Below are 22,833 nucleotides of genomic sequence, written 5' to 3' on the forward strand. Positions count from 1 at the left end.
CAGAAGGTTGAAGGAGACGTTCCATGAAACGTACGCCAAAGCTAGCTGCGGCCTTGCTTCCTATCGCGGCGTCAGCCGCCATGGCGTTCGCCGGCGGCCCAGCATCAGCCGCTGAACCGATCACGGCGGCCCATGCGGACCGTGCAGGAACATCGACGACCGCGGTCTCGGAAACCCTGGCCCGATACACCGTGACCGTCCGCTGCCACGTGGTCCGCATCAAGGACACCACCGTCGTGGACGTCATTTACGGCACTGGCACCGGAACGACGTACAACAGCGCCAAACTGAACGCCGAGAAGGACGCCAACCGCAAGGTGCCGCCGGGTCACTACAAGCGGCACTGTCACCCGGTCTGACCCGGTAGCCTGGCTCCTCGGCGGCAACTCCCCCAAAGGAGGCGGCATGGTCGGGCAACCGTCCATCTGGGAACTTCGCGTCGGCATCTATGCGAGCGCAGAAGACGCCCGCGCCTTGGTGGACCAGATCGCGGCCCTGCTGTGCCCTGATGACGTCCACCCGGGCCCGTGTCCGGTGCCGTGGTCCATCGACCTGCTCACGGATACCGATCTCCCTGATGGCCTGCACGACGGTCTCGTGGAGCAGTACCGCGTCGAACGACCATGACACCGGTTAAGCACCAGGGCGCCGGGCAGAGCCGACTGGCGGGGGTCGGAGGCGGGCTGCCGCAGTTGGGCACTTGCTCGAAGGGGCCGAGCCGTTCAGACGGCTCGGCCCCGCTGCGGTCCATGAACCGCCATCACGGGGTCGGGGTCCGCGTCGGTTGGGCCATTCGACGGCGGCTTCGTCTCCCACTCCGGCCCCGACGGTCCCGCTCCCGACCTGACCTGACACCGCGGTCACAGCGAGATCATGCGGGCGGTCGGCGAGTCGGCGACAAGCGCCATCCCCGGAGACCTCCCGTTGGCAAGGATTAGCAAAAACGGACAAAGGAGCCCCGCCGCGACCTGCGGGAGCAGCCGTGACTTTGGAAGACGCGACACAACGCACTCCCGGAACCATGCCCTGACGTGTCACGATTCAGAGCACGGCGTGCGGACTGGCGCCGAAGGGCAGCGGTGGCCGCGCCGGAAGGCGCGTTAAGGGGGATGTCCGGGTGTCAGCGGGTGGGGCCCGCCGGGGACGGCGGGACAACGGGCTCGACGCGAACGAGTACGCCGTCGTCGGCGACGTCGATCCGCGCGTCGGTGAGCACCTGCTCGACGTGCTGGCCGCCGGTGGGATCGCCGCCTACCTCCAGCCCTCCGCCGACCTCAATCCGGTCACCCGCACCACCACTGTGCCGGCCCGGCCGGTCGACCGGCTCTACGTCGACCGCTCGCACCTGACCACCGCCCGGGACTACCTGACCCAGCTCGCCGACGAGACCACTCCGGAGCAGCCACCGGCTCGCGACGAACCGGACATCGACGCCGAGTGGGCGCGCATCGTGGCGGGCTTCCACACCACCTCCACGCCCGGTGACAACCCGTGGCCGGCCTCGGAGGACGTGGACGAGCGGGACAACCGGGACGAGTCGACCTCCGGGTCGCTGACCCGCTCCGGCACCGACGAACCGGGTCCGACCGCCACCGACGTTCGTCGGCTGCCGTCCGCCACGGACATCTCCGGAATCTCGGTGGGGCGCGGCACCCGACCGGACGAGCCGTCGCTGCTGGACGGGTTGGACACCTTCGGCGCCGACCTGCCCGACGACGAGGACGACGAGGGCTACCACCCGCCGCCACCACCGCCGCTGCCGCGGGTCAGCAAGTACGCGGTGATCGGCGTACTCGGGGTGGTCGTCGGGTTCGTGCTGTTCCTCTTCCCGTGGCTGCTCCCGATCGACCGCTCGGCGGTCACGCTGTTCGGGTTCACCGGCATCCTGGCCGGTTTCGTCACGCTGATCTGGCGGCTGCGCCCCGGCGACGAGGACGAGGACGACCCGGACAACGGCGCCGTCGTCTGACGGTCGGCCCGCATCCCGAGACAGCAGCGCCCCGCCGGGGGCGTAACAGTGGTGTAACTTACTGTCAGTAGGAATACCGCTGTACGTCACTTCCCCCGCTGACTGACCGGTTTTTCCTTGCTCGCGGCGGTCAGTCCTCTGCTGATCGGAATGCCCGAGATGCGACAGAGTTCTCTCGTGGTGGTGGCCAACCGCCTCCCCATCGACGACAACCAGGCCCCCGACGGGGCCTGCGAGTGGCGGCGCAGCCCAGGTGGGTTGGTCAGCGCGCTGCTTCCGCTCCTGCGACACACCCCGGCCACCTGGGTCGGCTGGGCCGGTGGCACCGGGCCGGCCCCCGCCCTGCCGGACGTGGACGGCGTGCGGATGCACACCGTCGCGCTCACCCCGGAAGACCTGCGCGACCACTACGAGGGGTTCGCCAACGCCACCCTCTGGCCGCTCTACCACGACTCGGTGGAGCAGCCGCAACACCACCGCCGGTGGTGGGAGGCGTACCAGCGGGTCAACCAGCGTTTCGCCGAGGCGACCGCGGAGGTGGCCGAGCCGGGCGGGGTGGTCTGGGTGCAGGACTACCACCTGCAACTGGTCCCCGGTCTGCTGCGCGCGCTCCGCCCGGACCTGCGCATCGGGTTCTTCCTGCACGTCCCGTTCCCGCCGCCGGAGTTGTTCATGCAACTGCCCCGCCGGGCCGAACTGCTGCGCGGCATGCTCGGTGCCGACCTGGTCGGCTTCCAGCGGGGGCAGGCGGCGCACAACTTCGCCCAGTTGGTGACCCGGGTGCTGGAGCTGCCGGCCACCGACCGGCGGATCGGCATCGACGACCGGGTCGTCCGCATCGGAGCTTTCCCGGTCTCCATCGACACCGCCGAGATGGCCGCGCTCGCCGACCGCCCGGACGTTGCCGCCCGGGCCCACCGGCTCCGTCAGGACCTCGGCGATCCCCGGCAGGTCGTCCTCAGCGTGGACCGGATGGACTACACCAAGGGCATCGAGCAGCGCCTCAAGGCGTACAGCGAGTTGCTCGCCAGCGGCGACGTCAAGGTCCGCGACACGGTGCTGGTGCAGGTCGCCATGCCGAGCCGGGAACGCGTCGGCCAGTACCAGATCCTGCGCGAACGCATCGAACGCGAAGTCGGCCGGATCAACGGCGAGTTCGGCCGGGTCGGTGAGCCGGCGATCCACTACCTCACCCAGCCCTTCGACCGGGCCGAGCTGGCCGCGCTCTACCGGGTCGCCGACGTGATGGCGGTGACCCCGCTACGCGACGGGATGAACCTGGTCGCCAAGGAGTACGTGGCCGCGCGGGTCGACGACACCGGCGCACTGCTGCTCAGCGAGTTCGCCGGCACCGCCGCCGAGCTGTCCCAGGCGTACCTGGTCAACCCGCACGACCTGGAAGGGCTCAAACAGGGGCTGCGCGCGGCGCTGCGGGCCGACCCGGCCGACACCATGCAGCGGATGCGGGCCATGCGCGCCCACCTGCACCAGCACGACATCCGGGCCTGGGCCCGCTCCTACCTGCGTGCCCTGGACGAGGGCGGCGCCCTGATCAGTCGCCTGACCGGCACCGACACCGACACCGACGGTGCCGCTCGGGTGCCCCGACCGGCCACCCCGACGGGCAGCCCGGCCGGCCACCAGGCCGGCGGCTGACCGCCGGGCAGCCCGGCTGCTCAGTGCGCCGCCGGCTCCTTCTCCAGCCAGTCCAGGATCGCGTCGATCGGCTCCGCCCACCGCGCGTCCAGCATCAGGTCGTGGCCCATCCCGGGAAAGAGCAGCGGGGCCGACCCGTAGCGGCGAGCCACCCGGGTCAACGTCGACGCCGGCACCACCCGGTCGTCCGGGCTGCCCAGCACCAACACCGGGGGCGCGCCCACGGCCGGCTCGGCCTCCGGCTCGCCCAGCAGCGCCCACTGGGCCCGCCGACCCGCCCGACCGAGGCGTCCCACATACCGCCGGGCCTCCTCGTCGGGCAACTCGCGGCTGAACAACTGCCCCCGGTTGAGCCGCAACGGCCCACCGAACACCGCCGGCAACGTACCCGCCGGGTTGCGGCGCAACGCCGCGCCCAGCACTCCCCAGCCGCCGAAGACCGGCGCCACCAGCACCGCGCCCCGCGCCGGGTAGCGGGCCAACGCGTGTGCCACCACCAGCGCCCCGGCGCCGTGCCCCACCAGCACCGCCTGCCGCGGCAGGCTCGCGGCCACCTGGACCACGTCGTGGGCGTACGCCCTCAGCGTCGCCTCCGGCGCCGGCTCGCTGCCACCGTGCCCGCGCAGGCTCACCGCGTACGCCGGGAACCCCCGCGACGCCACGTGACCCAACCAGTGCTCGGCGAACGCCCACGCGCCGTGCCCGAACCCGGGTACGAACAGCAGCGGCGGCCGCCCCTGCTCCAGTTCGGGGACCGCGCTGAGCACCTCCCGCCGGGCCGGCCGGACCGGCCGGGACCACTCCCGACCCCGCATGATCCGCAGCTCGCTACTCGCGCTCACCGTGCCAGCCTTTCGTTCGCGACTGCGGGGCTCGCAAGCTCACTCCTCGCGCTCACTTGCCCTCCAGCTCGACCAGGGCGCGTTGGATGGCGCGCAGATAGTCGGCGTGCCCGACCTCGAACCAGTGCCGGCTGCTGTCCTTGACCGGCCCGGAGTATCGCTCCCCCGCCCGGTCCCGCACCCGGGCCGCGAACGCGGTGGCCCGTTCCGGCCGGTCCCGGCGGGCCTGCAGCAGCCGGGCGAAGAGCACCGTCTGCCAGTGCGACAGGGTGAACAACCCGGAGTCCGGTTGCAGCAGGCCGGCCACGGCCAGGGTCGGGTGCCCCGGAGTGAACGCGTTGAGCCACAGCGTGGGCCGGCCCGCGCCCGCGCTGTCACCGAACACCGACGCGTCGAGGAACTCGAAGCGCGGCAGGTAACCGGTGGCGAAGACGACCACCTCGGGGTCGATCTCGCGGCCGTCGGCCAACTCCACCGTGTACGGGTGGAACCGGGCCACGTCCGGCACGGGGCCGATCCCGCCGTGGCCCACGTAGTACACGAGCTGGCTGTTCGCGATCGGGTGCGTCTCGTACACCCGGTGGTCGGGCTTGGGCAGGCCGAAGCGGGTCAGGTCACCGACGGTCAGCCGCAGGGTCCAGTGGTAGAGCCACTGCCGCACCCGCAGCGGCACCCGCAGCGCCAGGAGGGTGTCGTTCACCTGGTCGGCGGGGCGACCGAGCACGTACTTGGGCGCGTACCAATAACCCCGGCGGGTGGAGTGCCAGCAGCGCGACGCCTGCTGGGCGGCCTCGACGGCGATGTCGCAGCCGGTGTTGCCGGCACCGACCACCAGCACCCGCTTACCGCGCAGCTGCGCCGGGTCCTTGTAGGACGAGGCGTGCATGATCTCGCCGCGGAACTCCTCCAGGCCCTCGTAGCGGGGCAGCTTCGGCGACCAGTTGTGGCCGTTGGCGATCACCACGGCGGCGTACCGGGCGGTGCGCTCGGGGCCGTACCCGCCGGTGGAGCGGGTGGTCACGTCCCACCGGTCCCCCTCGACGGGCTCGACCCGGATCACCTCGGTGCCGAACCAGATGTGCGAACGCAGGTCGAAGTGGTCGGCGTACCGCTCGAAGTAGGACAGCAGCTGACCGTGGTGCGGGTAGTCCGGCCAGGAGTCCGGCATCGGGAAGTCGGGGAACTGGGTGAACGGCTTCGACGAGATCAGGTGGGTGCTGGCGTACACGGGGCTGCGGTCGTGCCGCCAGTTCCAGGCGCCGCCGACGCCCGTCTCCCGCTCGTAGCAGTCCACGCCGAACCCGTGCTCACGTAGGTTCTTGATGGCGGTCAGCCCGCTGGCCCCGGCCCCGATGACGCAGACCGTGTCGCCCCGGTCGGAGACCGGGCGTGCGTCGCTGTTCGCCGTGGGCGAGGTCGCCTCCGGGTCGGGCCGGCCGTGGTCGGTGGAGGTGGACACCGGGGACATCTCCTTTGGTACGGCAGGCGTGCCGGTCGCCGCGAAATCCTCTCCACAACCGGGCCGGATGTCCAGTCCTGAGCCGGAGGCGCCGACGGTCGAGCCGGCGTCGGGGGTCAGCCGGTGGCGGGCAGCAGCAGGTCGACCAGGACCGGGAAGTGGTCGCTGGCCCGGCGGGTCTGCGGGGTGTCCACCACGTCGTAGTCGACCACTGTGATCCTCGGGTCGACGAAGAGCGCGTCGATGCGTCGGCGCGGGTCGGCGCAGGGGTAGGTGTGCCGCTCGGCCCGGTCGGCCGCCACCGCCGCGTCGGTCAACCCGCGCGACACGGTGGCCCAGGCCGGCCCGTCCGGACCCTCGTTGAGGTCCGCCCCGGCCAGCACCGGGCTGGTCGCCGCGTCCAGACCGCGCTTGAACTCGGCAGCCTGCGAGGGCCGTTCGGCCGGGTCGGTGGACAGGTGCGAGCCGGCGACGGTGAACCGGGCGTCACCGACGCGGCAGTCGGCGTACGCGGCGCCACGCAGGTGCCGGCCCGGGGTCAGCGGAAAGCGCTGGCAGCGGGTGCCCAGCACCTGGACCCGCAGGCTGGTCAGGAGCAGGTTGCCCAGCGCGGGCAGCCCGCCGGCGGCCACCACCAGACCGAACGACTCGGCCAACGTGGCGGACTTCTGCCGCCACCGGAACCGGCGCGGCCCCTCCTGCACGATCACCACGTCCGGCGTCACGGCCCGGACCACGGCCGCCAGCGCGGCGGTGTCGTCGCGCTGGCTGTGGACGTTGTACGACACCACGCGTAGCGGCACGCCCATCGGTGGACCGCCTCAGATCCGGCGGGCCAGGTCGGCGGCGCCGATCACCCCGGCGCTGTTGCCCAGCTCCGCCGGGAGCACCTCGGCCACCGGCAGGCGACCGCGCTGGGCGAGCGCGTCGAGGTACGAGCGGCGGGTGGGGCCGAGCAGTAGGTCACCGGCGTCGATCACGCCGCCGCCGACCACCAGGGTCTGCGGGTCGAGGATCTGCGCCATGTCGGCGAGGCTGGTGCCCAGCCACCGGCCGATCTGGGCGAACGCCTCGGCGGAGACCGGGTCGCCGCCCTGCGCCGCGGCGGTCACCATCGGGCCGGTGATCGCCTCGGCCTCACCGCCGGCCAGCTTCAGCAGTGCGGTGGCCCGGTTGGGCTCCTGCCGGGCGCCGGCCCGGGCGAAGCGGACCAGGGCGCTGCCGCTGGCGTACTGCTCGATGCAGCCCAGCCGGCCGCAGCCACACTGGTGCCCGTCCGGCACGGCCAGCATGTGGCCCAGTTCCGCGGCGATGCCGTGCGCGCCGCGCATCAGGTCGCCACCGAGGACGACGCCGCCGCCCACACCGGTGCCGATGGTGAACATGATCATCGAGTCGTCGGCGTCGCGGGCCGCGCCGTAGCGGAACTCGGCCCACGCGGCGACATTCCCGTCGTTCTCCACGATCACGGGCAGCCCGATGGCCTCGCTGACGTACTCGCGCAGCGGTTCGTCACGCCAGGCCAGGTTGGGCGCGAAGAGCACAGTCGAACGACTGGCGTCGATCCAACCGGCCGCGCCGATGCCGACGGCCTCGATGGTCCGCCCGGCAGCCAGTTCGCCGACCAACTCGATGATGACGTCGCGGGTCTTGGCCACGTCATCGGCGGGAGTGTCCCGTCGGGTCTGCACGAGGACCGTGCCGGTGTCGTCCACGACACCGCCGGCCACCTTCGTGCCACCGACGTCGACTCCGATGGTCAGCGTCACCGCTACCGCCCCCCTCTGCTGTGCTGTCCGGCCCGGGTCCCGGCCCAGTGCCGGTCCGGATCGGAAGGTCCCGCGCTCAGGCGCCGTCGCCCGATGCTTCCGCGTCGGCGTCGTCGGGCACCCGCGATGCGGGCACCACGGGACGGGTGGTCGGCGCCGGTACGGTCGCCGTCCCGGCCTCGTCGACGGGTGGTACGGCGGCCGGGGCGAGTGGGTCCGCCGTCCGGGTGGCGACCGACCAGACATCCCGCTCCGGCGCCGGCTGAGAATCATGCCCGGTACGGGTGGCATCGCGCCACACGTGCTCGTCGACGGTCGCGGTGGGCGGGCCGCTCGGGGGTGGCTCGGGGAGCACGTCGTCGGTGCTCGCGGCGGGTGCCCTTGGAGACGGGGTGGCCGGATCGGCGGCCGGATCGGCGGTCCCCGGCGCGGACGGTTCCGCCGGGGAAAACGCGCGGAGCAGGCTGGCGACACCCGCGGCGAGGTCACCGGCACCGGTCGCGAGCCGTTCGGCGAATTCCGGACTCGGGTCCCGCAACGCGGCGATGCCCCGACAGACCGGGCAGACGCAGCATTCGGCCGAACCGGTGGCGAAAGCACCACCGGTGCCGGAGCGGGCGTCCGGACCCGCGCTGTGACCGAGGACACCGGACAGCATCCCGCCCAACGAGCCGAACGCGCCGCCCGCCGAGCCGGCGGAGGCCAGTCGCGCCCCTGCCAGCAGGGTGGCGACCAGCCGCTCCGCCTCTTCCCGGGCCGAACCCGGATCCGTTCCGCCCACCGTCGGCTCCTCTACCGTGCCACCGGACACGTCACTGCGCCGCACCGGTTGCTTCTACCCGGCGCTTGAGCTGCTTCAACGCGGTGTCCATGATCATCTTCTCGGCCTTGCGCCGAAACATCCCGAGCATGCCGACCGACAGGTCGACCTCCAGCGTGTAGGTCACCGTCGTGCCGCCGTCCGGGTTACCCACCAGGTCGTACGAACCACGCTGGGCCTTCTGCATCTTTGAGGGGGCGACCAGGTGCCACTCGATCCGGGACAGGTCCTCGGCGTACTCGTAGGCGAGCACGTACTCGTCGGCCATCACCCCGGCGTCGATGGTGAAACGCACCTGACTGGGGTAACCGTCCTCGTACTCCTCGATCACCTCGGCGAGACGCACCGCGTCGGTCCACTCCGGGTAGCGCGCGAAGTCGCAGATGACCGCCGTCACCCGATCCGGTGCGGCGCCGATGATGATCGACTGGGTGGAGGAGTCCGCCATGGGGGGAGGCTACCCGCCTCCTGGATGTCTCACCCCGACCGCCCGCCGGGTAGGTTTCGACACATGCCGACGCCACGGCGGCGGCCGGCCCAACCAGTACAAGCACGAAGGAGTGCAGGTGCGCGAGTTCTCCGTCCCGCCGATCGTCACCGTTGGCGACGCGGCCAACCTCACCGATCCGGTCTGGGACAACGCCGAAGTCGCGCCTGACACCGTCCAGTTCGCCCGCCCCACTCCGCGCGCCGACGGCACCGTCACCGAATGGACCGAGGTGACCTGCCTCCAGTTCCGCGATGAGGTGGCCGCCGTGGCCCGCGGGCTGATCGCCGCCGGCATCGAGCCCGGTGCCCGGGTCGGGCTGATGAGCCGCACCCGCTACGAGTGGACGCTGCTGGACTACGCCATCTGGGCCGTCGGCGCGGCGACAGTGCCGATCTACGAGACGTCCAGCGCCGAGCAGGCCGCCTGGATCCTCGAGGACTCCAACGCGGTGGCCGTCGTGGTGGAGAGCGGGGCGCACGCCGCCCTGATCGCCGGTGTCCGGCACCGGCTGCCCGAGCTGGGCCAGGTCTGGCAGATCGACAGCGGCGGGGTCGACGAGCTGGTCACCACCGGTGCCACCGTCGAGCTGGCCGAGGTCGAACGGCGGCGCAAGGCCGTCCGAGCCGGCGACCTGGCCACGATCATCTACACCAGCGGCACCACCGGCCGGCCCAAGGGCTGCGTGCTCACCCACCGCAACATGTACGCCGACATCGCCAACGCCGTGCCGGTGCTGCCGAACCTGTTCAACGCCGGCGCGAGCACCCTGCTCTTCCTCCCGCTGGCGCACGCCTTCGCCCGGCTCATCCAGATCGGCGTCGTGCAGGCGCGAGCCACCATGGCGCACTGCGCCGACACCAAGAACCTGGTCGCCGAGCTGCAGGCGTTCCGGCCGACCTTCGTGCTCTCCGTACCCCGGGTCTTCGAGAAGGTCTACAACGCCGCCAAGCAGAAGGCCGAGGCGGACGGCAAGGGCGGCATCTTCGCCCGCGCCGAGCAGGTCGCCATCGCGTACAGCGAGGCGCTGGAGACCCCGGGCGGGCCCGGCCTGGCGCTGCGCGCCCAGCACGTGGTCTTCGACCGGCTGGTCTACCGCAAGCTGCGCGCCGCGCTCGGCGGACGGTGCCGGGACGCGATCTCCGGCGGCGCGCCACTCGGCGCCCGGCTCGGCCACTTCTTCCGGGGCATCGGCGTGACGGTGCTGGAGGGCTACGGCCTCACCGAGACGTCGCCCGCCGCCGCCGCGAACCTGCCCAGCGGCACCCGGATGGGCAGCGTCGGCCGTCCGCTGCCCGGCGTGACGGTGCGGATCGAGGACGACGGCGAAATCCTGATCTCCGGCGAGCTGATCTTCCAGGGTTACTGGCGCAACGAGGCCGCGACGACCGAGACGATCAGCACCGACGGCTGGTTCCGTACCGGCGACCTGGGCCAGCTCGACTCCGACGGCTACCTGAGCATCACCGGCCGCAAGAAGGAGCTGATCGTCACCGCCGGCGGCAAGAACGTCGCCCCGGCGGTGCTCGAGGACCTGGTCCGCGCGCACCCGTTGATCAGCCAGTGCGTCGTGGTCGGTGACGCCAAGCCGTTCATCGCGGCGCTGGTCACCGTCGACGAGGAGGCGCTGCCGGCCTGGTTGGAGAACGCCGGGTTGCCCCTCGACACCACCGTCGAGCAACTGCGCGAGCACGAGGGCCTCCGCAAGGAGATCCAGACCGCGGTCGACGCCGCGAACCAGGCCGTGTCGAAGGCCGAGGCGATCAAGGTGTTCCGGGTCCTGCCCCACGACTTCACCGAGGCGACCGGCGAGCTGACCCCGTCGCTCAAGGTCAAGCGCCAGGTTGTCCACAAGACGTACGCGGCGGAGATCGCCGATATCTACCGAGGCTGACTACCATCCGTCACGTGCCCGCATCCACAGCCACCGCCCCGCACCCGCATCCCCTCGCCGCGGCCGCCCGCGTGGTGATGCTGGCGCTGGTCGCCATCCTGACCCTGTTCGCCACCCGCGACGTCACCCAGCTGTGGTGGATCGCGCTGCTGGCGGTGGCCGGGCTGCCGTCGCTGCTGGCACCGCAGCACCGGCTGGTCGGCCCGCTGAGCCGGGTGGCCGAGGTGGTGGTGCTGGGGCTGGCCGCGAGCCACGTCGCCGCGGTGGCGTCCATCGGTGGCACCGTCGACGGCCTGGGCGCCTCGGCGGTGCTGCCGTACCTGGCGGTCCCGGTGACCGTCACCGCGCTGCGCCGCCGCTTCCCGGAGGGTGCCGCGCTGCTCGTGGTCACCGCCGCCACCCTGCTGCTCAGCGGCGCGCTGACCCGGGTCGACGGTGGTCTTCAGCTCGGCCAGCCGGGTTACCTCGCGGTCTGCGCGCAGTGGCTGATCCTGGCGGCGTTGGGGCTCTACGCCGCCGGCACGCTGCACCGGGTGATGGCGGTCCGCGGTGAGGGCAAACCCCAGCCGTACGCCGAGGCGACCCGGCTGCTGACCCAACTGCGGACGGTAGCCCGGCAACTGCCCGGAGCGACCCTGGACCCCGGCGGCATCTCCGAGCACCTGCTGGAGGAGCTGCGGACGGTGGCCCGCGCGGACCGGGGCGCGGTGTTGTCGGCCAGCGGCGGCGGTCGCCTCGTGGTGCTCGCCCAGGCCGGCGTCGACCGGGTGGACTGGGAGACGACGCTGGACGCGGACTCGGCGATCGCCGACGCCTGGGCCACCCAGCAGGCCACCACGGCCGCCCGGTCGCAGTCCCGCTCGCACCGCGGCGGCGACGTGTCCGCGCTGATCATTCCGCTGGTCGCCGGGGTGCGCACGGTGGGGCTCGTGGTGCTGGAGGCCGACGCCACGCACGCGTACCCACCGCCGGTGGTGTCCCGGGTGACCGCGCTGACCCGCCCGGCCGCGCTGCGGCTGGAGGCGGCGCTGCTCTTCGACGAGGTGCGCTCGCTGGCCACCAACGAGGAGCGGCAGCGGCTGGCCCGGGAGATCCACGACGGGGTGGCCCAGGAACTGGTGATGGTCGGCTACGGCATCGACAACGCCCTGGCCACCGTCTTCGACGACGCCGACGAGACCGCCGAAGCCCTGCGTACGCTGCGCGGCGAGGTCACCCGGGTGATCCAGGAGCTGCGGCTGAGCCTCTTCGAGCTGCGCAGCGAGGTGGACCGGCAGGGTGGGTTGGCCGCGGCGATCGCCGAGTACGCGCGCACCGTGGGCGCGTCCGGCGGGCTGCGGGTGCACCTCTCGCTGGACGAGTCCACCGCCCGGCTGCCGGCCGCCACCGAAGCCGAGTTGCTGCGCATCGCGCAGGAGGCGGTGACCAACGCGCGCAAGCACGCCGGGGCGTCGAATTTGTGGGTCACGTGCGAGATCGACCCCCCGTACGCGCAAATAGAAGTGTCGGATGACGGTCAGGGGATGGCTGACCAGCGCCCGGACGGACGGTACGGTCTTGCGATCATGGCCGAGAGGGCGGAACGTATCCGGGGCCGGTTGGAGATCAGGCCGCGGCAACCCAGCGGCACGACCGTGGCGGTGGTTCTCGGCACCTCGGCCCGGCGCGATAACGTGCGCGGCAGCGCAGCACCAGAAGGGGAGTAACCCGAGGATGACCACAAGTCCGATACCGGCCACCCGTACCAAGGTCCTCCTTGTCGACGATCATGACCTGATTCGCAAGGGTTTGCGGCACGCCTTCGAGCGCGACCGCCAGTTCGAGGTCGTCGGTGAGGCGGCCACGGCGGCGGAGGGAGTACGCCAGGCCGGCGCCTTGCAGCCGGACGTGGTGATCATGGATCTGCGGCTGCCCGACGGCAGCGGCCTGGAGGCCACCCGCGCACTGCGTAAGTCCAGCGCGTCGATGGGCATCGTGGTCCTGACCATGTACGCCGGCGACGACCAGCTCTTCGGTGCCCTGGAGGCCGGCGCGAGCGCCTTCGTGCCGAAGACCGCCCCGGCCGACGAGGTGGTGGCTGCCGCACGGCACGCCGCCTCCTCCCCCAGCGCGTTCACCGCGGCCGACCTGGCCGAGGCGATGAAGCGCCGGCTCGCCCCGTCCGGCCCGCAGTTGTCTCCCCGGGAGGGGCAGGTGCTGCGGCTGCTCGCGGACGGCATGAGCGTGGCGGGCATCGCCAAGCAGCTGTTCGTCAGCGAGTCCACGGCGAAGACGCACATCTCGAAGCTCTACGAGAAGCTCGGCGCGGCCAACCGGGCGCAGGCCCTGATGACCGCGCTGCGGCTGGGCCTGCTCGAGGCACCGGACGCGCCGAAGTTCTGACCTGCCTCCCGCTCGTCGAGCGGGACGACGCGACCGACGGTCCGCGCCAGCTTCTGCCGGCGCGGACCGTCGCGCATCGACCGACGTCGGCGGGCAACCTTCGGCGCGCTATGGTCTGGCGTGCGTGGCGGGTGCACAATACCCGCGCGGGCGATGATGCTCGCGTCGCGGATTCGAGGGGTGAAACGCATGCAGCGGCCGGACTGGGCACCCGACACCATCGACATCGAGCGCCCGAGCGTCGCGCGGATGTACGACTACTACCTCGGCGGCTCGCACAACTTCGCCGCCGACCGGGCCGCGGCGCAGGCCATGGTCGCCGCGGTGCCCGAGGCACCGTTGATGGCCCAGGCCAACCGGGCGTTCCTGCGCCGCGCCGTGCACCACCTCGCCGACGCCGGCATCCGACAGTTCCTGGACATCGGTTCGGGCATCCCGACGGTCGGCAACGTGCACGAGATCGCCCAGCAGCTCGACCCGCGGTCGCGAGTGGTCTATGTGGACGTCGACCCGGTGGCGGTGGCGCACAGCCGCGAGATCCTCGCCGGCAACGAGCAGGCCGCAGTCGTGCAGGAGGACCTGCGCAACCCGGAGGCGATCCTGGCCCATCCGGACGTCCACAAGCTGCTCGACCTGAGCCAACCGGTGGCCGTGATGATCGTGGCCGTCCTGCACTTCGTCCCCGACGACGACCGGCCGGCGGAGCTGCTGCGGACGCTGCGCGACGCGTTGGCGCCCGGCAGCTACCTGGTGCTGTCGCAGGCCAGCGACGACGGGCGCAGCGAGGACGAACGCGCCGAGGCGGAGCGGGTCTACCGGCGCACCGACAATCCGCTGTCGGTGCGCAGCCGCGCCGAGCTGACCGCGCTCTTCGACGGCTTCGAGCTGCTCGACCCCGGCGTGGTCTGGGTGCCCCAGTGGCGACCGGACACCCCGGAGAGCGCGGAGGACGCCGAGCGCGCGGTCTTCATGGGCGGCGTCGGGCGCCTCGGTGACTGAGTCGCCCGGGGCGGCCTCCCACCCGGGGACCTTCGCCCGGGCCTGGGCGAAGGCGGTCTCCGGCACCAGCTACCTACCGATGACCCAGGCCCAGTTGGAGTCCCTGCTGGACCGGCTCACCGGGCAACTGGCCGGGGCGTTGCTCACCGAGCCGTTCGACCTGCGTGCCGGGCACCGGGTCGGCGCCGAGTTGGTCGCCGCGCACATCGCTTCCGCCGAAGGGCTGGGTCGTACCGTCGAGGTCATCCAGCTCCGCCTGGTGCGCGACCTGGGCCTGGTGGCCGAGGACGTCGAGGACCGGATGGCCCGGCTGTTGGCGGCCGTGGCAACCGGCTACGCCCGCGCGCTGCGCGACCGGACGCTCGACGAGCAGGAGTCGATCCGCCGCGCCGCCATGCGTGCCCGTACCCAGGCCGAGCGGGCGCTGCGGGCCAGCGAGGCCCGTTTCCGGCATCAGGCCACCCACGACCCGTTGACCGCCCTGCCCAACCGGACGCTGTTCACCGAACGGCTCGCCGCCGCGCTCAACGAACCGGGCCGGGGCGCGCAGCGGGTCGGGGTGTGCTTCCTGGATCTGGACCGCTTCAAGGTGGTCAACGACACGCTGGGGCACCAGATCGGTGACCTGCTGCTGGCCACGGTGGCCGAGCGGCTGCGCAAGGCCATGGGTGAGCATCTGGTGGCCCGGCTCGGCGGCGACGAGTTCGTCATCCTGGTGGAAGGCACCGCAGGCACCGACAACATGGTGACGGTGGCCGAGACCGCGCTCGCCGCGGTAGGCACACCGGCCCTGGTCGACGGGCACGAGTTGCAGATCTCCGCGAGCATCGGCATCGTCGAGCGCCAGGTCGCCGGGGCCAACCCCACGGACCTGATGCGGGCCGCCGGCAGCACCCTGCACTGGGCGAAGTCCGCCGGTGGGGCACGCTGGGCGCTCTACGACGCCGAGCGCAACCAACGTGAACTGGCCCGCTACGCGCTCTCCGCGGCGATCCCGGCGGCGTTGGAGCGGGGCGAGTTCTACCTCGACTACCAGCCGCTGACCTCACTGCGCGACGGCAGCCTGGTCGGCGTGGAGGCGCTGGTCCGCTGGCGACACCCCGAGTTGGGGGTGCTGCGCCCGGACAGCTTCATCGGGTTGGCCGAGGAGACCGGCCTGATCGTCCAGCTGGGTGGTTGGGTGTTGGCCGAGGCGTGCCGCGAGGCCGAGGCGTGGTCGGCCGGGGGTGCCGCCGCGCCCTTCGTCAGCGTCAACCTGGCGGTACGGCAGGTGCACCGGCCCGGGTTGGTGCAGGAGGTCCGGGCGCTGCTGCGGCAGACCGGCCTGCCACCGGAGCGGCTCCAACTGGAGATCACCGAGAGCACGATGATGAGCACCGCCGAGGAGCCCGTCCGCGCCCTGCGGGTCCTTGCCGACCTCGGGGTACGCATCGCCATCGACGACTTCGGCACCGGCTACAGCAACCTGGCCTACCTGCGGGACCTGCCGGTGACCGAACTGAAGGTGGCCGGGGAGTTCGTGGCCGGCCTGCGGTCACCCTCCGTCGGCCGCACCGACGAGCGGATCCTCGCCTCCCTGGTCTCGCTGGCGCACGCGCTGGACCTGACCGTCACCGCCGAGGGGGTGGAGACCGCCGGGCAGGCCGAACGGCTACGCGCGATCGGCTGCGACGCGGCCCAGGGCTGGCACTTCGGCCGCCCGGCCCCCGCCGATCGCATCCTGGCCCGCATCCGCTGACCCTCGGGCCCGCCCACGCTCCACCCGTTCCCGCCCACTTCGCACACTGCGGCTCACCCTGCACCCATCACCCGCAGCTCGCCGGGCTCACCAGTGGGCGCTTCACGAAACTCGCAGGGGAGCAGCCGTGGCCAGGGGTCGAGCGAACGACGCGAGCGGACAGAACGGCCCGGACACTGCGTTGAGTGTGATGTCTGTGAGTCATCTTGATGACTCACAGACATCATGCTGATTCCGGCAAGGCACGGCAGGCCGCCGAGACTCGCCTGCGTGAGCCAACCCACCGCCAAAGTGGACGACGTCGCGGTTGGGCACCGCACCACGCGCCGCAGGGCAAGAGGTAGACACCGTCTACGGCGGCTGGTAGACAGTGTCTATGGACGCGGACGAGACAGGGCTGCGGGCTCGGTTGGTGGCCGTCGGGGTGGACCTTGTGCTGCGCGAGGGCCAGTCGGCGGTGTCGCTGCGGGAGATCGCCCGGCGCGCCGGGGTCTCGCACGGCGCACCGCGCCGCTACTTCCCCACCCACGTCGACCTGCTCTCCGCCATCGCCCGGGAGGGCTTCGCCGACCTCACCGCCCAGGTCGAGCGAACGTTGCGCGACGTCGATCCGGACCCCCGTACCCGATTGACCGCGCTGGCCCGGACGTACCTGGACTTCGCGGCGGCCCACCGCGGCATGTTCGAGCTGATGTTCCGCCACGACCTGCTGGACAGCGGCCGACTTCGGCTGCGCGAGACGAGCCTGCCGTTGTTCGCCATGCTGGCCGACCTGGTGGCGCAGGCACGCCGGCCCACCGACGCGCCCGCAGCGGTGCTGGCCGGCGCGCTCTGGGCGAACCTGCACGGCATCGCCCAACTCTGGGCCTGGGGCAGCCTGCCGCTGGCCACCGGCACCACCGACGACGATGCCCTGCTGCACGCCGCGTTGGACGCGCACCTCGGCCCGACGCCCGCCTGAAAACCGACCCGGAGGACACGTGCCCCTGCTGTACGACGTCACCAAGCTGACCGTCGGCACCGTGCTGCGGTTTGGCTGGCAGCCCCGTGTGGAAGGGCTGGAGCACCTGCCCCGACACGGCGGCGCGATCCTCGCCGGCAACCACCTGTCCGTCGCCGACGAGTTGTTTCTCGTCACCTCGACGCCCCGACACGTCACCTTCTGGGCGAAGGTCGAGTACTTCAACGGCCGGGGTCCGGGCGGCTGGCTCAACCGGCGGATCGTCGCCGGCATGGGCGCCATCCCGGTGGACCGCTCCGACGGCCGGGCCGCCCTGCGCGCCCTCGACGCCGCCGTCCCGGTACTCCGCTCCGGCGGCCTGGTCGCCGTCTACCCGGAGGGCACCCGCTCCCCGGACGGGCGGCTCTACCGGGGCCGGGTCGGGATGACCCGGCTGGCTCGCGACGCCGGGGTGCCGATCATCCCGGTCGGTGTGCTCGGCACCGCCGAGGTGCTGCCGGTCGACGCGCGGCTGCCCCGTCGCCACCCGATCACCCTGCGGTTCGGCCCGCCGATCCCGGTCGCCGAGCGGATCAACGGGCCGCGAGACATCCGGACGGTCACCGACGAGGTGATGGCGGCGATCCAGCAGCTCACCGGCCAGGAGTACGTGCCGCACTACGCGCCCGCCCGGGAGAGCTGAACGCGGGCGGCGATCAGCCGGCGAGCAGTGCCGCCATGCGGTCCGCCTGCGCCTCCCAGCGCCACTCCCGTTCCACCCAGGCCCGGCCGGCCGCGCCCAGCTGACGGGCCAGGTCCCGGTCGGCGAGCAGCCGGGCGACCCGGTCGGCGAGCTGGGCGATGTCCCGGCCGCCCACGACGTAGCCGGTCTCCCCCTCCCGGACAGCGTCCGGCGCTCCCCCGGAGTCACCGGCCACCACTGGCAGGCCGGTCGCCGATGCCTCCAGGTAGACGATGCCCAGCCCTTCGACGTCGAGGCCACGGTTGCGGGTACGGCACGGCATCGCGTAGACGTCACCGGCCGCGTAGTGCGCCGGCAACTCGACCGACGGCACAGTGCCGGTGAACACCACATCCCGTTCCACACCGGCCTGGCGGGCCAGCTTCTCCAGGGTCGCCCGGTACGGCCCACCACCGACGATCAGCAGCGCCGCGTCGGGCACCCGGCGGCGGATCTCCGGCAGGGCCCGGATCAGGGTGTCCTGACCCTTGCGCGGCACCAGCCGGGACACACAGACGACGACCGGCCGGTCGGTCAAACCGAGCCGGGCCCGGACCTGTTCACCGTCCACGCTCGGGTGGTAGGTGTCCACATCGACCCCGGGCGCGAGGCGGCGCAGCTCGGTCACCCCGTCCAGCACCCGGGCCAACCGGCTGCGGGTGTACTCGCCCAGATAGGTGGTCACGTCCACACCCCGACCGATGCGCCGCAGCGCCGGCCGGGCGGCCGGCACGGCCGCCCAACCGACCTCGTGGCCATGGGTCTGCGCCACCACCCGACGGATGCCGGCCCGCCGCCGCAGGCCGGCCGCGAGCAGGCCCAACGGGGCCGCCGCGCCGAACCACACGGTGTCGCAGTCGTACGCGCGAGCCAGCCGGGCCGCCCTGCGGGCGATCAACGGGGTGGGCAGCAACACCCGGGTGCGCTCCCGGATCACCTCGTACGGCTGGTCGGCGTCGAACTTCGCCGCCCCGCGCCAGTTCGACGCGTAGACGACCACCGAGCCGGCCGGTTGACGGACCGCGAGGTGGTGCACGAACGACTGGATCCCACCCGGGCGGGGCGGAAAGTCATTGGTGATCAGCAGGGTGCGGTTCATCGGCCGGCCTCCCGGGCGTACGCGCGGGCGGCGGCCATCCGCTCCACTGTGGACGGGTGTGAGGCCGAGTAGAGGTATTCCCAGCGGGGCGGGTCGGGGTCACCGAGGTTGACCGAGCCCAGCCGGCGCTGCATCGACTCGAAGGACTCCGGGTCGCCGGTGAGCGCGAGCGCGTGCGCGTCGGCCCGCGCCTCCACCCGTCGGGACATCAGCGCCTGCACCGGGGCGGCAACCAGCCCGGCCACCGTGACCAGGGCGACCAGCAGCGGGAACGCGCGCGGTTGGGCCACCGAGTCGACACCGGCCAGCCGTAGCAGTGGCCCCCACGAGCCGAGCAGGTAGAGCGCCACCACAGCGGCCGCGGCACCCAGCGCCCCGGTCAGCGTGCCGGCCGCCACGTCGGAGTCCTTCGCGTGCCCCAACTCATGCGCCACGACGGCGGTCACCTCGGCCGGGGTCGCCTCGCGCAGCAGCGTGTCGTAGACGACCACCCGTCGGGTCGGCCCGAGACCGGAGACGTACGCGTTGACCGCCCTGGTGCGCCGGGAGGCATCGGCGACCAGCACGTCACGCACCGGCACCCCGTCGCGGGCGGCCATGCTCATCAGCTCGGTGCGCAACGGACCCTGCTCCATCGGGGTGAACCGGTTGAACACCGGCTCCACCAGCACCGGCAGCACGAACGACAGCAGCACCACGAGCACGGCGGCGCCGGCCGCACCGAACGCCCACCACCAGCGGGGCGCGAGCCGGATGACCGCGTAGAAGCCGAACAGCGCCACCGCGCCGATCACCGCGCTGACGGCGTACGACTTGAGCAGGTCGACAGCCCAGCCGCTCCAGCCGTTGGTGCTCAACCCGTAGCGGGTGAGCACGCTCTGCCGCCAGGCGGCGAACGGGAGCGTCACCAGGTCGGCGACGAGCACCACCGCCAGCCCGCCGAGCACAGCCTGCGCTGCCCAGTGCCCACCGAAGGGCCGGCCGACCAGCTCGACCAGGCGACTGCCCAGCGGGGTCAACCCGAGCGCGAGGGCGATCAGCAGCCCGACGGCGAGCGCGGCGTAGCCACCGGGACGCAGCGCGGCTCGGAACTCCCGCCCCTTGGCCACCTGCTCGGCCGGCAGGTCGCCCAGCGCGGCGAGCTGGTCGGCACGGGGTGCCGGCGGGCGGTGCCACGGGATGAGCAGCGCGGCCAGCACGACCAGCACGAGGGCCAGCCCGGCCAGGGTCAGCAGCGCCCAACCCCGCGGGGTCACCGCGTCACCGCCCGGTGGGCCGGATCGCCGCCACCGGACGCAACGCCACCGGACGCAGCGCCGCCGACGAGCCCGCCGTCGTCCCGCCGTACCTCGCTCATCGCGCCGCTCCTCCCGCCGTGACCGCTCATCCTATGGCCCGCGAGAAGCCTGCTTCCGGGCGCGGTGTAAGGCTCAGGCGACCCGGCGGGCGGGGCGGCGAGGAGCGACCTCCGGGCGCGCGGGCGCGGCCAGCACCTCCACGTCGAAGCCGGCCCGGGCGAGCACCTCGATGGCCTCGACCTCGGCGGCGACCAACCCGGCCGCCGGGGACGTCTCGTCGAACAGGGCGGTCAGCGGGCAGCCGGAACAGCCGTCGGCCCGCTTCGCGCACCCGTCGCAGTCGATGAGCATCACGCCTCCTGATCGGCTCGCGGCGCACGGGCGACTCCTGTTGTCGCCGACCGGACACCGTCGGTGACATCGACACTAACCACCGGGTACGACAGCAACCCGATCCGACCGCCTGTTTCAGGGCTAGATCCACTCCAGATCAGCGATATCGGGGTATCCCACCCGACCGGGAGCCCCCGACCAACGAACCCGACGAACCCATGCCCGACCGAGCGAAGGAGAGGCATCGTTTGGCCGACCGACCACCCGGGCACTGGGCGACCGTGGCCGATCTCGATGCGTCGTCAGTCGTGGAATTCCGGTACTCCCCGCGCCGACATCGCCTCGCCATGGCTCTCGCCGTGCTGGTCGGCGCGGCTCTCCTCACCTTCTACACGGTGGTGTTCGACGAGGCGTGGTGGAAGGTGCTGCTGCGCTTCGGCATGATCGGCGCCGTCGTCGGGCTGACGACCAACTGGCAGCTGCGCCATCAGCCTCGCCTGCCGCTGCGGTTGACCGATGAAACGCTGCACCTGAGCGGACCGAAGGGGACCACACTCAGCATCGACTGGGTCAACGTGGCCAGCGCCCAGGTGCGGGGACGCCTGGATCCGCGGCTGGTGGTCGTGACCCGCGACCCGCAGCAGACTCGTCCGCCCATGCGAGCCGGACAGTGGTCGACTCCCGGACGCGGCCCCTACGAGCTGGTCGTCCGGCTCACCTGGATGGAGCCGGGCACCGACGCGCTGCGTCGCGAGCTGACCCGGCGACTACCGGCCACCGGACAGCGGCCCGAGCGGCAGTGAGGGCCAGGGTGTCAGCTCTGCGCGTCGAGGTCACGCAGGGCGAAGCGCAGGTGCTGCCACTCCTCGTTCAGGATCAGCAGGACGCGTCCTCTCAGGAGCGGGCGAGCCGCCGCAGCAGCGAGTCCGCGCCCAGCGGGTACGCGCCGTGGCGGCGTACCCCGTCGGCGACCTCGCGGTCCGACGAGACCACGACCACCGGCCGGCCCGCCGGCTCGGCACGGACCAGTCGCCGGATCAGCTCGTCGGCGGTCTCACCCTTGCGAGAGAAGAGCACCCGTACGCCGCGCGGCGCGGGCGGCAGCCCGTGCATCCGCTCGGCGCCGTCGAAGACCACCGTGACCTCGTCGCCGGTCTGCGCGGCGATCCCGCCCAGCCCGGTGATCAGGCGTTTGCGCTGCTGCTCCAGGGACATCTCGCCGAAGCCACGCTTGGTGACGTTGTAGCCGTCCACCACGAGGTGCGCCCGCGGCAGGGCGAGCAACTGGTCGAGCCGGGCCGGGTCGTCGGTGTCGCGGGCGCGGGCGGCGGGACCGGCCGGGGCGGTGCCCGGCTGCTCGGCGAACGCGTCGGCGACGAAGTCGGCCGGGAGTTTGTCCACCGGGTCGAGCGCCAGCTCCCGGCGCAGCCCGACGGCGGCCTGGCCGATGGTCTCCAGGAGCAGCCAGAGCCGGGCGTCGTCGACCGAGCGCGCCTCCTTGGCGCTGGCGCGGGCCACCCCGGCGGAGGCCTCGGCCTCGGCCAGCCGGGCCCGGGCGCGACGGAGTTCGGCGTCCACGTCGGCGCTGGCGCGGGCCGCCCGGCCGCGCTCGGTGGCCAACAGCTCGGTGGCCTTGCGCTCGCGGGCCTGGGTCTCGCGCAGGGTGCGGGCCACCTGTCGGGACTCCTCGCGGAGCTGACCCAGCTCCTCCCGGACGCGGGCCAACTCGTCGCGCAGCTTCTCGGCCTCGACCCGGGCCACCGCACGGTCGTGCTCGGCCCGGGTTGCCCGCTGCTCGGCCTCGCGGACCAACTCGGCGACGACGGCGCTGTCCGCCTCGGCGCGCACTGCCGCGCCGCTGGCGTCGATCAGCTCCCGCCAGCCACGGGGCCGGGCCAGGTAGGCCAGCGCGGCCACCTCGACCGGGTCGGCGGCGGCCGGCGCGGTGCCCTCGACCACCGCCGCACCGAGGTCACCGGCGTCGGCCAGGACCCGCGCGGTGACCCGCTGCCGGAACAGCGGGTCGGCGGTGAGCTGGGCGGCGATGACCGGCGCGCCGAGCCGGGCGCGTCGGTTGGGGGCGAACTTGGCCACCCGGCGCAGCGGCACCGGGACCTCGTCGGTGGGGAGGGTGGGCAGCACCGCGGCAGTCAGCGTCACGATCCGCTGCCGGACCGGCTCGGGCAGGGTCGGCTCCGGCTCGGCGGCGAGGCCGTCAACCGTTGTCGGGTCAGATGCGCCTGATGCGTCGTTGACTACGTTGTCGTCCGGGTTGCCCACGGCACCGTCGAGCGCGACCGGATCCTCCTGCGGGAGGTGGTCGTCATACGGCTCGGTGAGGGGCATGTGGCAAGTCTCCCACCGCGACCGGGCCCACCGCCCGGTGAGTGAGCCGATCTCTCATCC

22 protein-coding genes are annotated in these 22,833 nt (G+C 72.7%); 12 read left to right on the top strand and 10 right to left on the bottom strand.

The genetic code is table 11. The features are described from left to right. Positions 1-23 precede the first annotated feature (23 nt). From ACGF3C_RS15005 to ACGF3C_RS15020, 4 genes are all read left to right on the top strand, one after another. Positions 24-359, top strand: a complete 336-nt coding sequence (locus tag ACGF3C_RS15005) for a hypothetical protein (protein WP_393222207.1) — start codon at positions 24-26, stop codon at positions 357-359. A gap of 46 nt (positions 360-405) precedes the next feature. Further along, positions 406-627, top strand: coding sequence for a hypothetical protein (locus tag ACGF3C_RS15010; protein ID WP_357226726.1), 222 nt, complete (start codon positions 406-408; stop codon positions 625-627). Positions 628-1,117: 490 nt separating this feature from the next. Further along, entirely contained in the window at positions 1,118-1,969 is an 852-nt protein-coding gene (locus ACGF3C_RS15015) for a DUF308 domain-containing protein (protein ID WP_393222210.1), read from the top strand. A 159-nt stretch (positions 1,970-2,128) separates the two neighbouring features. Beyond that, complete coding sequence (locus tag ACGF3C_RS15020; RefSeq protein ID WP_393222213.1) at positions 2,129-3,625, top strand: trehalose-6-phosphate synthase; 1,497 nt, start codon at positions 2,129-2,131, stop codon at positions 3,623-3,625. A 20-nt stretch (positions 3,626-3,645) separates the two neighbouring features. On the opposite strand, the gene ACGF3C_RS15025 is transcribed toward ACGF3C_RS15020, so the two are convergent. The 6 genes from ACGF3C_RS15025 to ACGF3C_RS15050 all read right to left on the bottom strand — a co-directional run bounded on the left by ACGF3C_RS15025 (position 3,646) and on the right by ACGF3C_RS15050 (position 8,963). Next, complete coding sequence (locus ACGF3C_RS15025) at positions 3,646-4,440, bottom strand: alpha/beta fold hydrolase (RefSeq protein ID WP_357199736.1); 795 nt, start codon at positions 4,438-4,440, stop codon at positions 3,646-3,648. A 79-nt stretch (positions 4,441-4,519) separates the two neighbouring features. Further along, the gene (locus ACGF3C_RS15030) at positions 4,520-5,926 is read right to left on the bottom strand and encodes a flavin-containing monooxygenase (protein WP_393222216.1); all 1,407 of its coding nucleotides are present in this window, start codon (positions 5,924-5,926) and stop codon (positions 4,520-4,522) included. A 116-nt stretch (positions 5,927-6,042) separates the two neighbouring features. Next, complete coding sequence (locus ACGF3C_RS15035; protein WP_393222219.1) at positions 6,043-6,735, bottom strand: endonuclease/exonuclease/phosphatase family protein; 693 nt, start codon at positions 6,733-6,735, stop codon at positions 6,043-6,045. 12 nt (positions 6,736-6,747) lie between these two features. Then, positions 6,748-7,695, bottom strand: a complete 948-nt coding sequence (locus ACGF3C_RS15040; RefSeq protein WP_355007723.1) for an ROK family glucokinase — start codon at positions 7,693-7,695, stop codon at positions 6,748-6,750. A 76-nt stretch (positions 7,696-7,771) separates the two neighbouring features. Next, on the bottom strand, positions 7,772-8,476 hold the full coding sequence (locus ACGF3C_RS15045; RefSeq protein WP_357226709.1) for a hypothetical protein: 705 nt from the start codon (positions 8,474-8,476) through the stop codon (positions 7,772-7,774). Between the two features lie 31 nt (positions 8,477-8,507). Next, positions 8,508-8,963 (bottom strand): SRPBCC family protein, encoded by a 456-nt coding sequence (locus tag ACGF3C_RS15050; RefSeq protein ID WP_393222222.1) that lies wholly within the window; start codon positions 8,961-8,963, stop codon positions 8,508-8,510. Between the two features lie 118 nt (positions 8,964-9,081). Here ACGF3C_RS15050 and ACGF3C_RS15055 point away from each other — a divergent pair, with 118 nt between their 5' ends. The 7 genes from ACGF3C_RS15055 (at position 9,082) to ACGF3C_RS15085 (ending at position 17,658) form a co-directional block, all read left to right on the top strand. Continuing rightward, entirely contained in the window at positions 9,082-10,896 is a 1,815-nt protein-coding gene (locus ACGF3C_RS15055) for an AMP-dependent synthetase/ligase (protein WP_393222225.1), read from the top strand. 14 nt (positions 10,897-10,910) lie between these two features. Further along, positions 10,911-12,602, top strand: a complete 1,692-nt coding sequence (locus tag ACGF3C_RS15060; RefSeq protein WP_393222228.1) for a GAF domain-containing sensor histidine kinase — start codon at positions 10,911-10,913, stop codon at positions 12,600-12,602. 7 nt (positions 12,603-12,609) lie between these two features. After that, a complete protein-coding gene (locus ACGF3C_RS15065; RefSeq protein ID WP_030337723.1) occupies positions 12,610-13,278 on the top strand; it encodes a response regulator transcription factor in 669 nt (222 codons plus the stop codon). Between the two features lie 189 nt (positions 13,279-13,467). Next, positions 13,468-14,277, top strand: coding sequence for an SAM-dependent methyltransferase (locus ACGF3C_RS15070; protein ID WP_357229564.1), 810 nt, complete (start codon positions 13,468-13,470; stop codon positions 14,275-14,277). 79 nt (positions 14,278-14,356) lie between these two features. Next, positions 14,357-16,015 carry a bifunctional diguanylate cyclase/phosphodiesterase gene (locus ACGF3C_RS15075; RefSeq protein ID WP_357229572.1) on the top strand — a complete coding sequence of 553 codons (1,659 nt, stop codon included), beginning with the start codon at positions 14,357-14,359 and terminating at the stop codon, positions 16,013-16,015. A gap of 376 nt (positions 16,016-16,391) precedes the next feature. After that, positions 16,392-16,976: a TetR/AcrR family transcriptional regulator gene (locus ACGF3C_RS15080; RefSeq protein WP_357229562.1), complete on the top strand. Its 585-nt coding sequence runs from the start codon at positions 16,392-16,394 to the stop codon at positions 16,974-16,976. A 19-nt stretch (positions 16,977-16,995) separates the two neighbouring features. Further along, positions 16,996-17,658: a lysophospholipid acyltransferase family protein gene (locus tag ACGF3C_RS15085; RefSeq protein WP_357234032.1), complete on the top strand. Its 663-nt coding sequence runs from the start codon at positions 16,996-16,998 to the stop codon at positions 17,656-17,658. A gap of 13 nt (positions 17,659-17,671) precedes the next feature. On the opposite strand, the gene ACGF3C_RS15090 is transcribed toward ACGF3C_RS15085, so the two are convergent. The 3 genes from ACGF3C_RS15090 to ACGF3C_RS15100 form a co-directional block, all read right to left on the bottom strand. After that, complete coding sequence (locus ACGF3C_RS15090) at positions 17,672-18,796, bottom strand: glycosyltransferase family 4 protein (RefSeq protein ID WP_357234035.1); 1,125 nt, start codon at positions 18,794-18,796, stop codon at positions 17,672-17,674. Next, positions 18,793-20,052 (bottom strand): M48 family metalloprotease, encoded by a 1,260-nt coding sequence (locus ACGF3C_RS15095; protein WP_357234038.1) that lies wholly within the window; start codon positions 20,050-20,052, stop codon positions 18,793-18,795. Before ACGF3C_RS15095 ends, ACGF3C_RS15090 begins: the two co-directional genes overlap by 4 nt. A gap of 174 nt (positions 20,053-20,226) precedes the next feature. Continuing rightward, entirely contained in the window at positions 20,227-20,445 is a 219-nt protein-coding gene (locus ACGF3C_RS15100) for a hypothetical protein (RefSeq protein WP_357234041.1), read from the bottom strand. A 329-nt stretch (positions 20,446-20,774) separates the two neighbouring features. Here ACGF3C_RS15100 and ACGF3C_RS15105 point away from each other — a divergent pair, with 329 nt between their 5' ends. Beyond that, complete coding sequence (locus ACGF3C_RS15105; protein WP_393222235.1) at positions 20,775-21,230, top strand: hypothetical protein; 456 nt, start codon at positions 20,775-20,777, stop codon at positions 21,228-21,230. Positions 21,231-21,321: 91 nt separating this feature from the next. Here the strand turns inward: ACGF3C_RS15105 and ACGF3C_RS15110 are convergent, their stop codons facing one another. After that, positions 21,322-22,773 (bottom strand): NYN domain-containing protein, encoded by a 1,452-nt coding sequence (locus tag ACGF3C_RS15110; protein ID WP_357230626.1) that lies wholly within the window; start codon positions 22,771-22,773, stop codon positions 21,322-21,324. Positions 22,774-22,833: the final 60 nt, after the last annotated feature.

This window comes from Micromonospora sp. NPDC047762 (genome assembly GCF_043204655.1).
In the GTDB taxonomy this organism is placed as follows: domain Bacteria; phylum Actinomycetota; class Actinomycetes; order Mycobacteriales; family Micromonosporaceae; genus Micromonospora.

Coding starts and splice junctions, on each gene's coding strand:
- ACGF3C_RS15005 (WP_393222207.1), top strand. CDS start 24: ATGAAACGTACGCCAAAGCTAGCTGCGGCCTTGCTTCCTATCGCGGCG.
- ACGF3C_RS15020 (WP_393222213.1), top strand. CDS start 2,129: ATGCGACAGAGTTCTCTCGTGGTGGTGGCCAACCGCCTCCCCATCGAC.
- ACGF3C_RS15105 (WP_393222235.1), top strand. CDS start 20,775: ATGGCTCTCGCCGTGCTGGTCGGCGCGGCTCTCCTCACCTTCTACACG.
- ACGF3C_RS15100 (WP_357234041.1), bottom strand. CDS start 20,445: ATGCTCATCGACTGCGACGGGTGCGCGAAGCGGGCCGACGGCTGTTCC.
- ACGF3C_RS15010 (WP_357226726.1), top strand. CDS start 406: ATGGTCGGGCAACCGTCCATCTGGGAACTTCGCGTCGGCATCTATGCG.
- ACGF3C_RS15065 (WP_030337723.1), top strand. CDS start 12,610: ATGACCACAAGTCCGATACCGGCCACCCGTACCAAGGTCCTCCTTGTC.
- ACGF3C_RS15090 (WP_357234035.1), bottom strand. CDS start 18,796: ATGAACCGCACCCTGCTGATCACCAATGACTTTCCGCCCCGCCCGGGT.
- ACGF3C_RS15110 (WP_357230626.1), bottom strand. CDS start 22,773: ATGCCCCTCACCGAGCCGTATGACGACCACCTCCCGCAGGAGGATCCG.
- ACGF3C_RS15080 (WP_357229562.1), top strand. CDS start 16,392: ATGGACGCGGACGAGACAGGGCTGCGGGCTCGGTTGGTGGCCGTCGGG.
- ACGF3C_RS15025 (WP_357199736.1), bottom strand. CDS start 4,440: ATGCGGGGTCGGGAGTGGTCCCGGCCGGTCCGGCCGGCCCGGCGGGAG.
- ACGF3C_RS15075 (WP_357229572.1), top strand. CDS start 14,357: ATGACCCAGGCCCAGTTGGAGTCCCTGCTGGACCGGCTCACCGGGCAA.
- ACGF3C_RS15035 (WP_393222219.1), bottom strand. CDS start 6,735: ATGGGCGTGCCGCTACGCGTGGTGTCGTACAACGTCCACAGCCAGCGC.
- ACGF3C_RS15070 (WP_357229564.1), top strand. CDS start 13,468: ATGCAGCGGCCGGACTGGGCACCCGACACCATCGACATCGAGCGCCCG.
- ACGF3C_RS15050 (WP_393222222.1), bottom strand. CDS start 8,963: ATGGCGGACTCCTCCACCCAGTCGATCATCATCGGCGCCGCACCGGAT.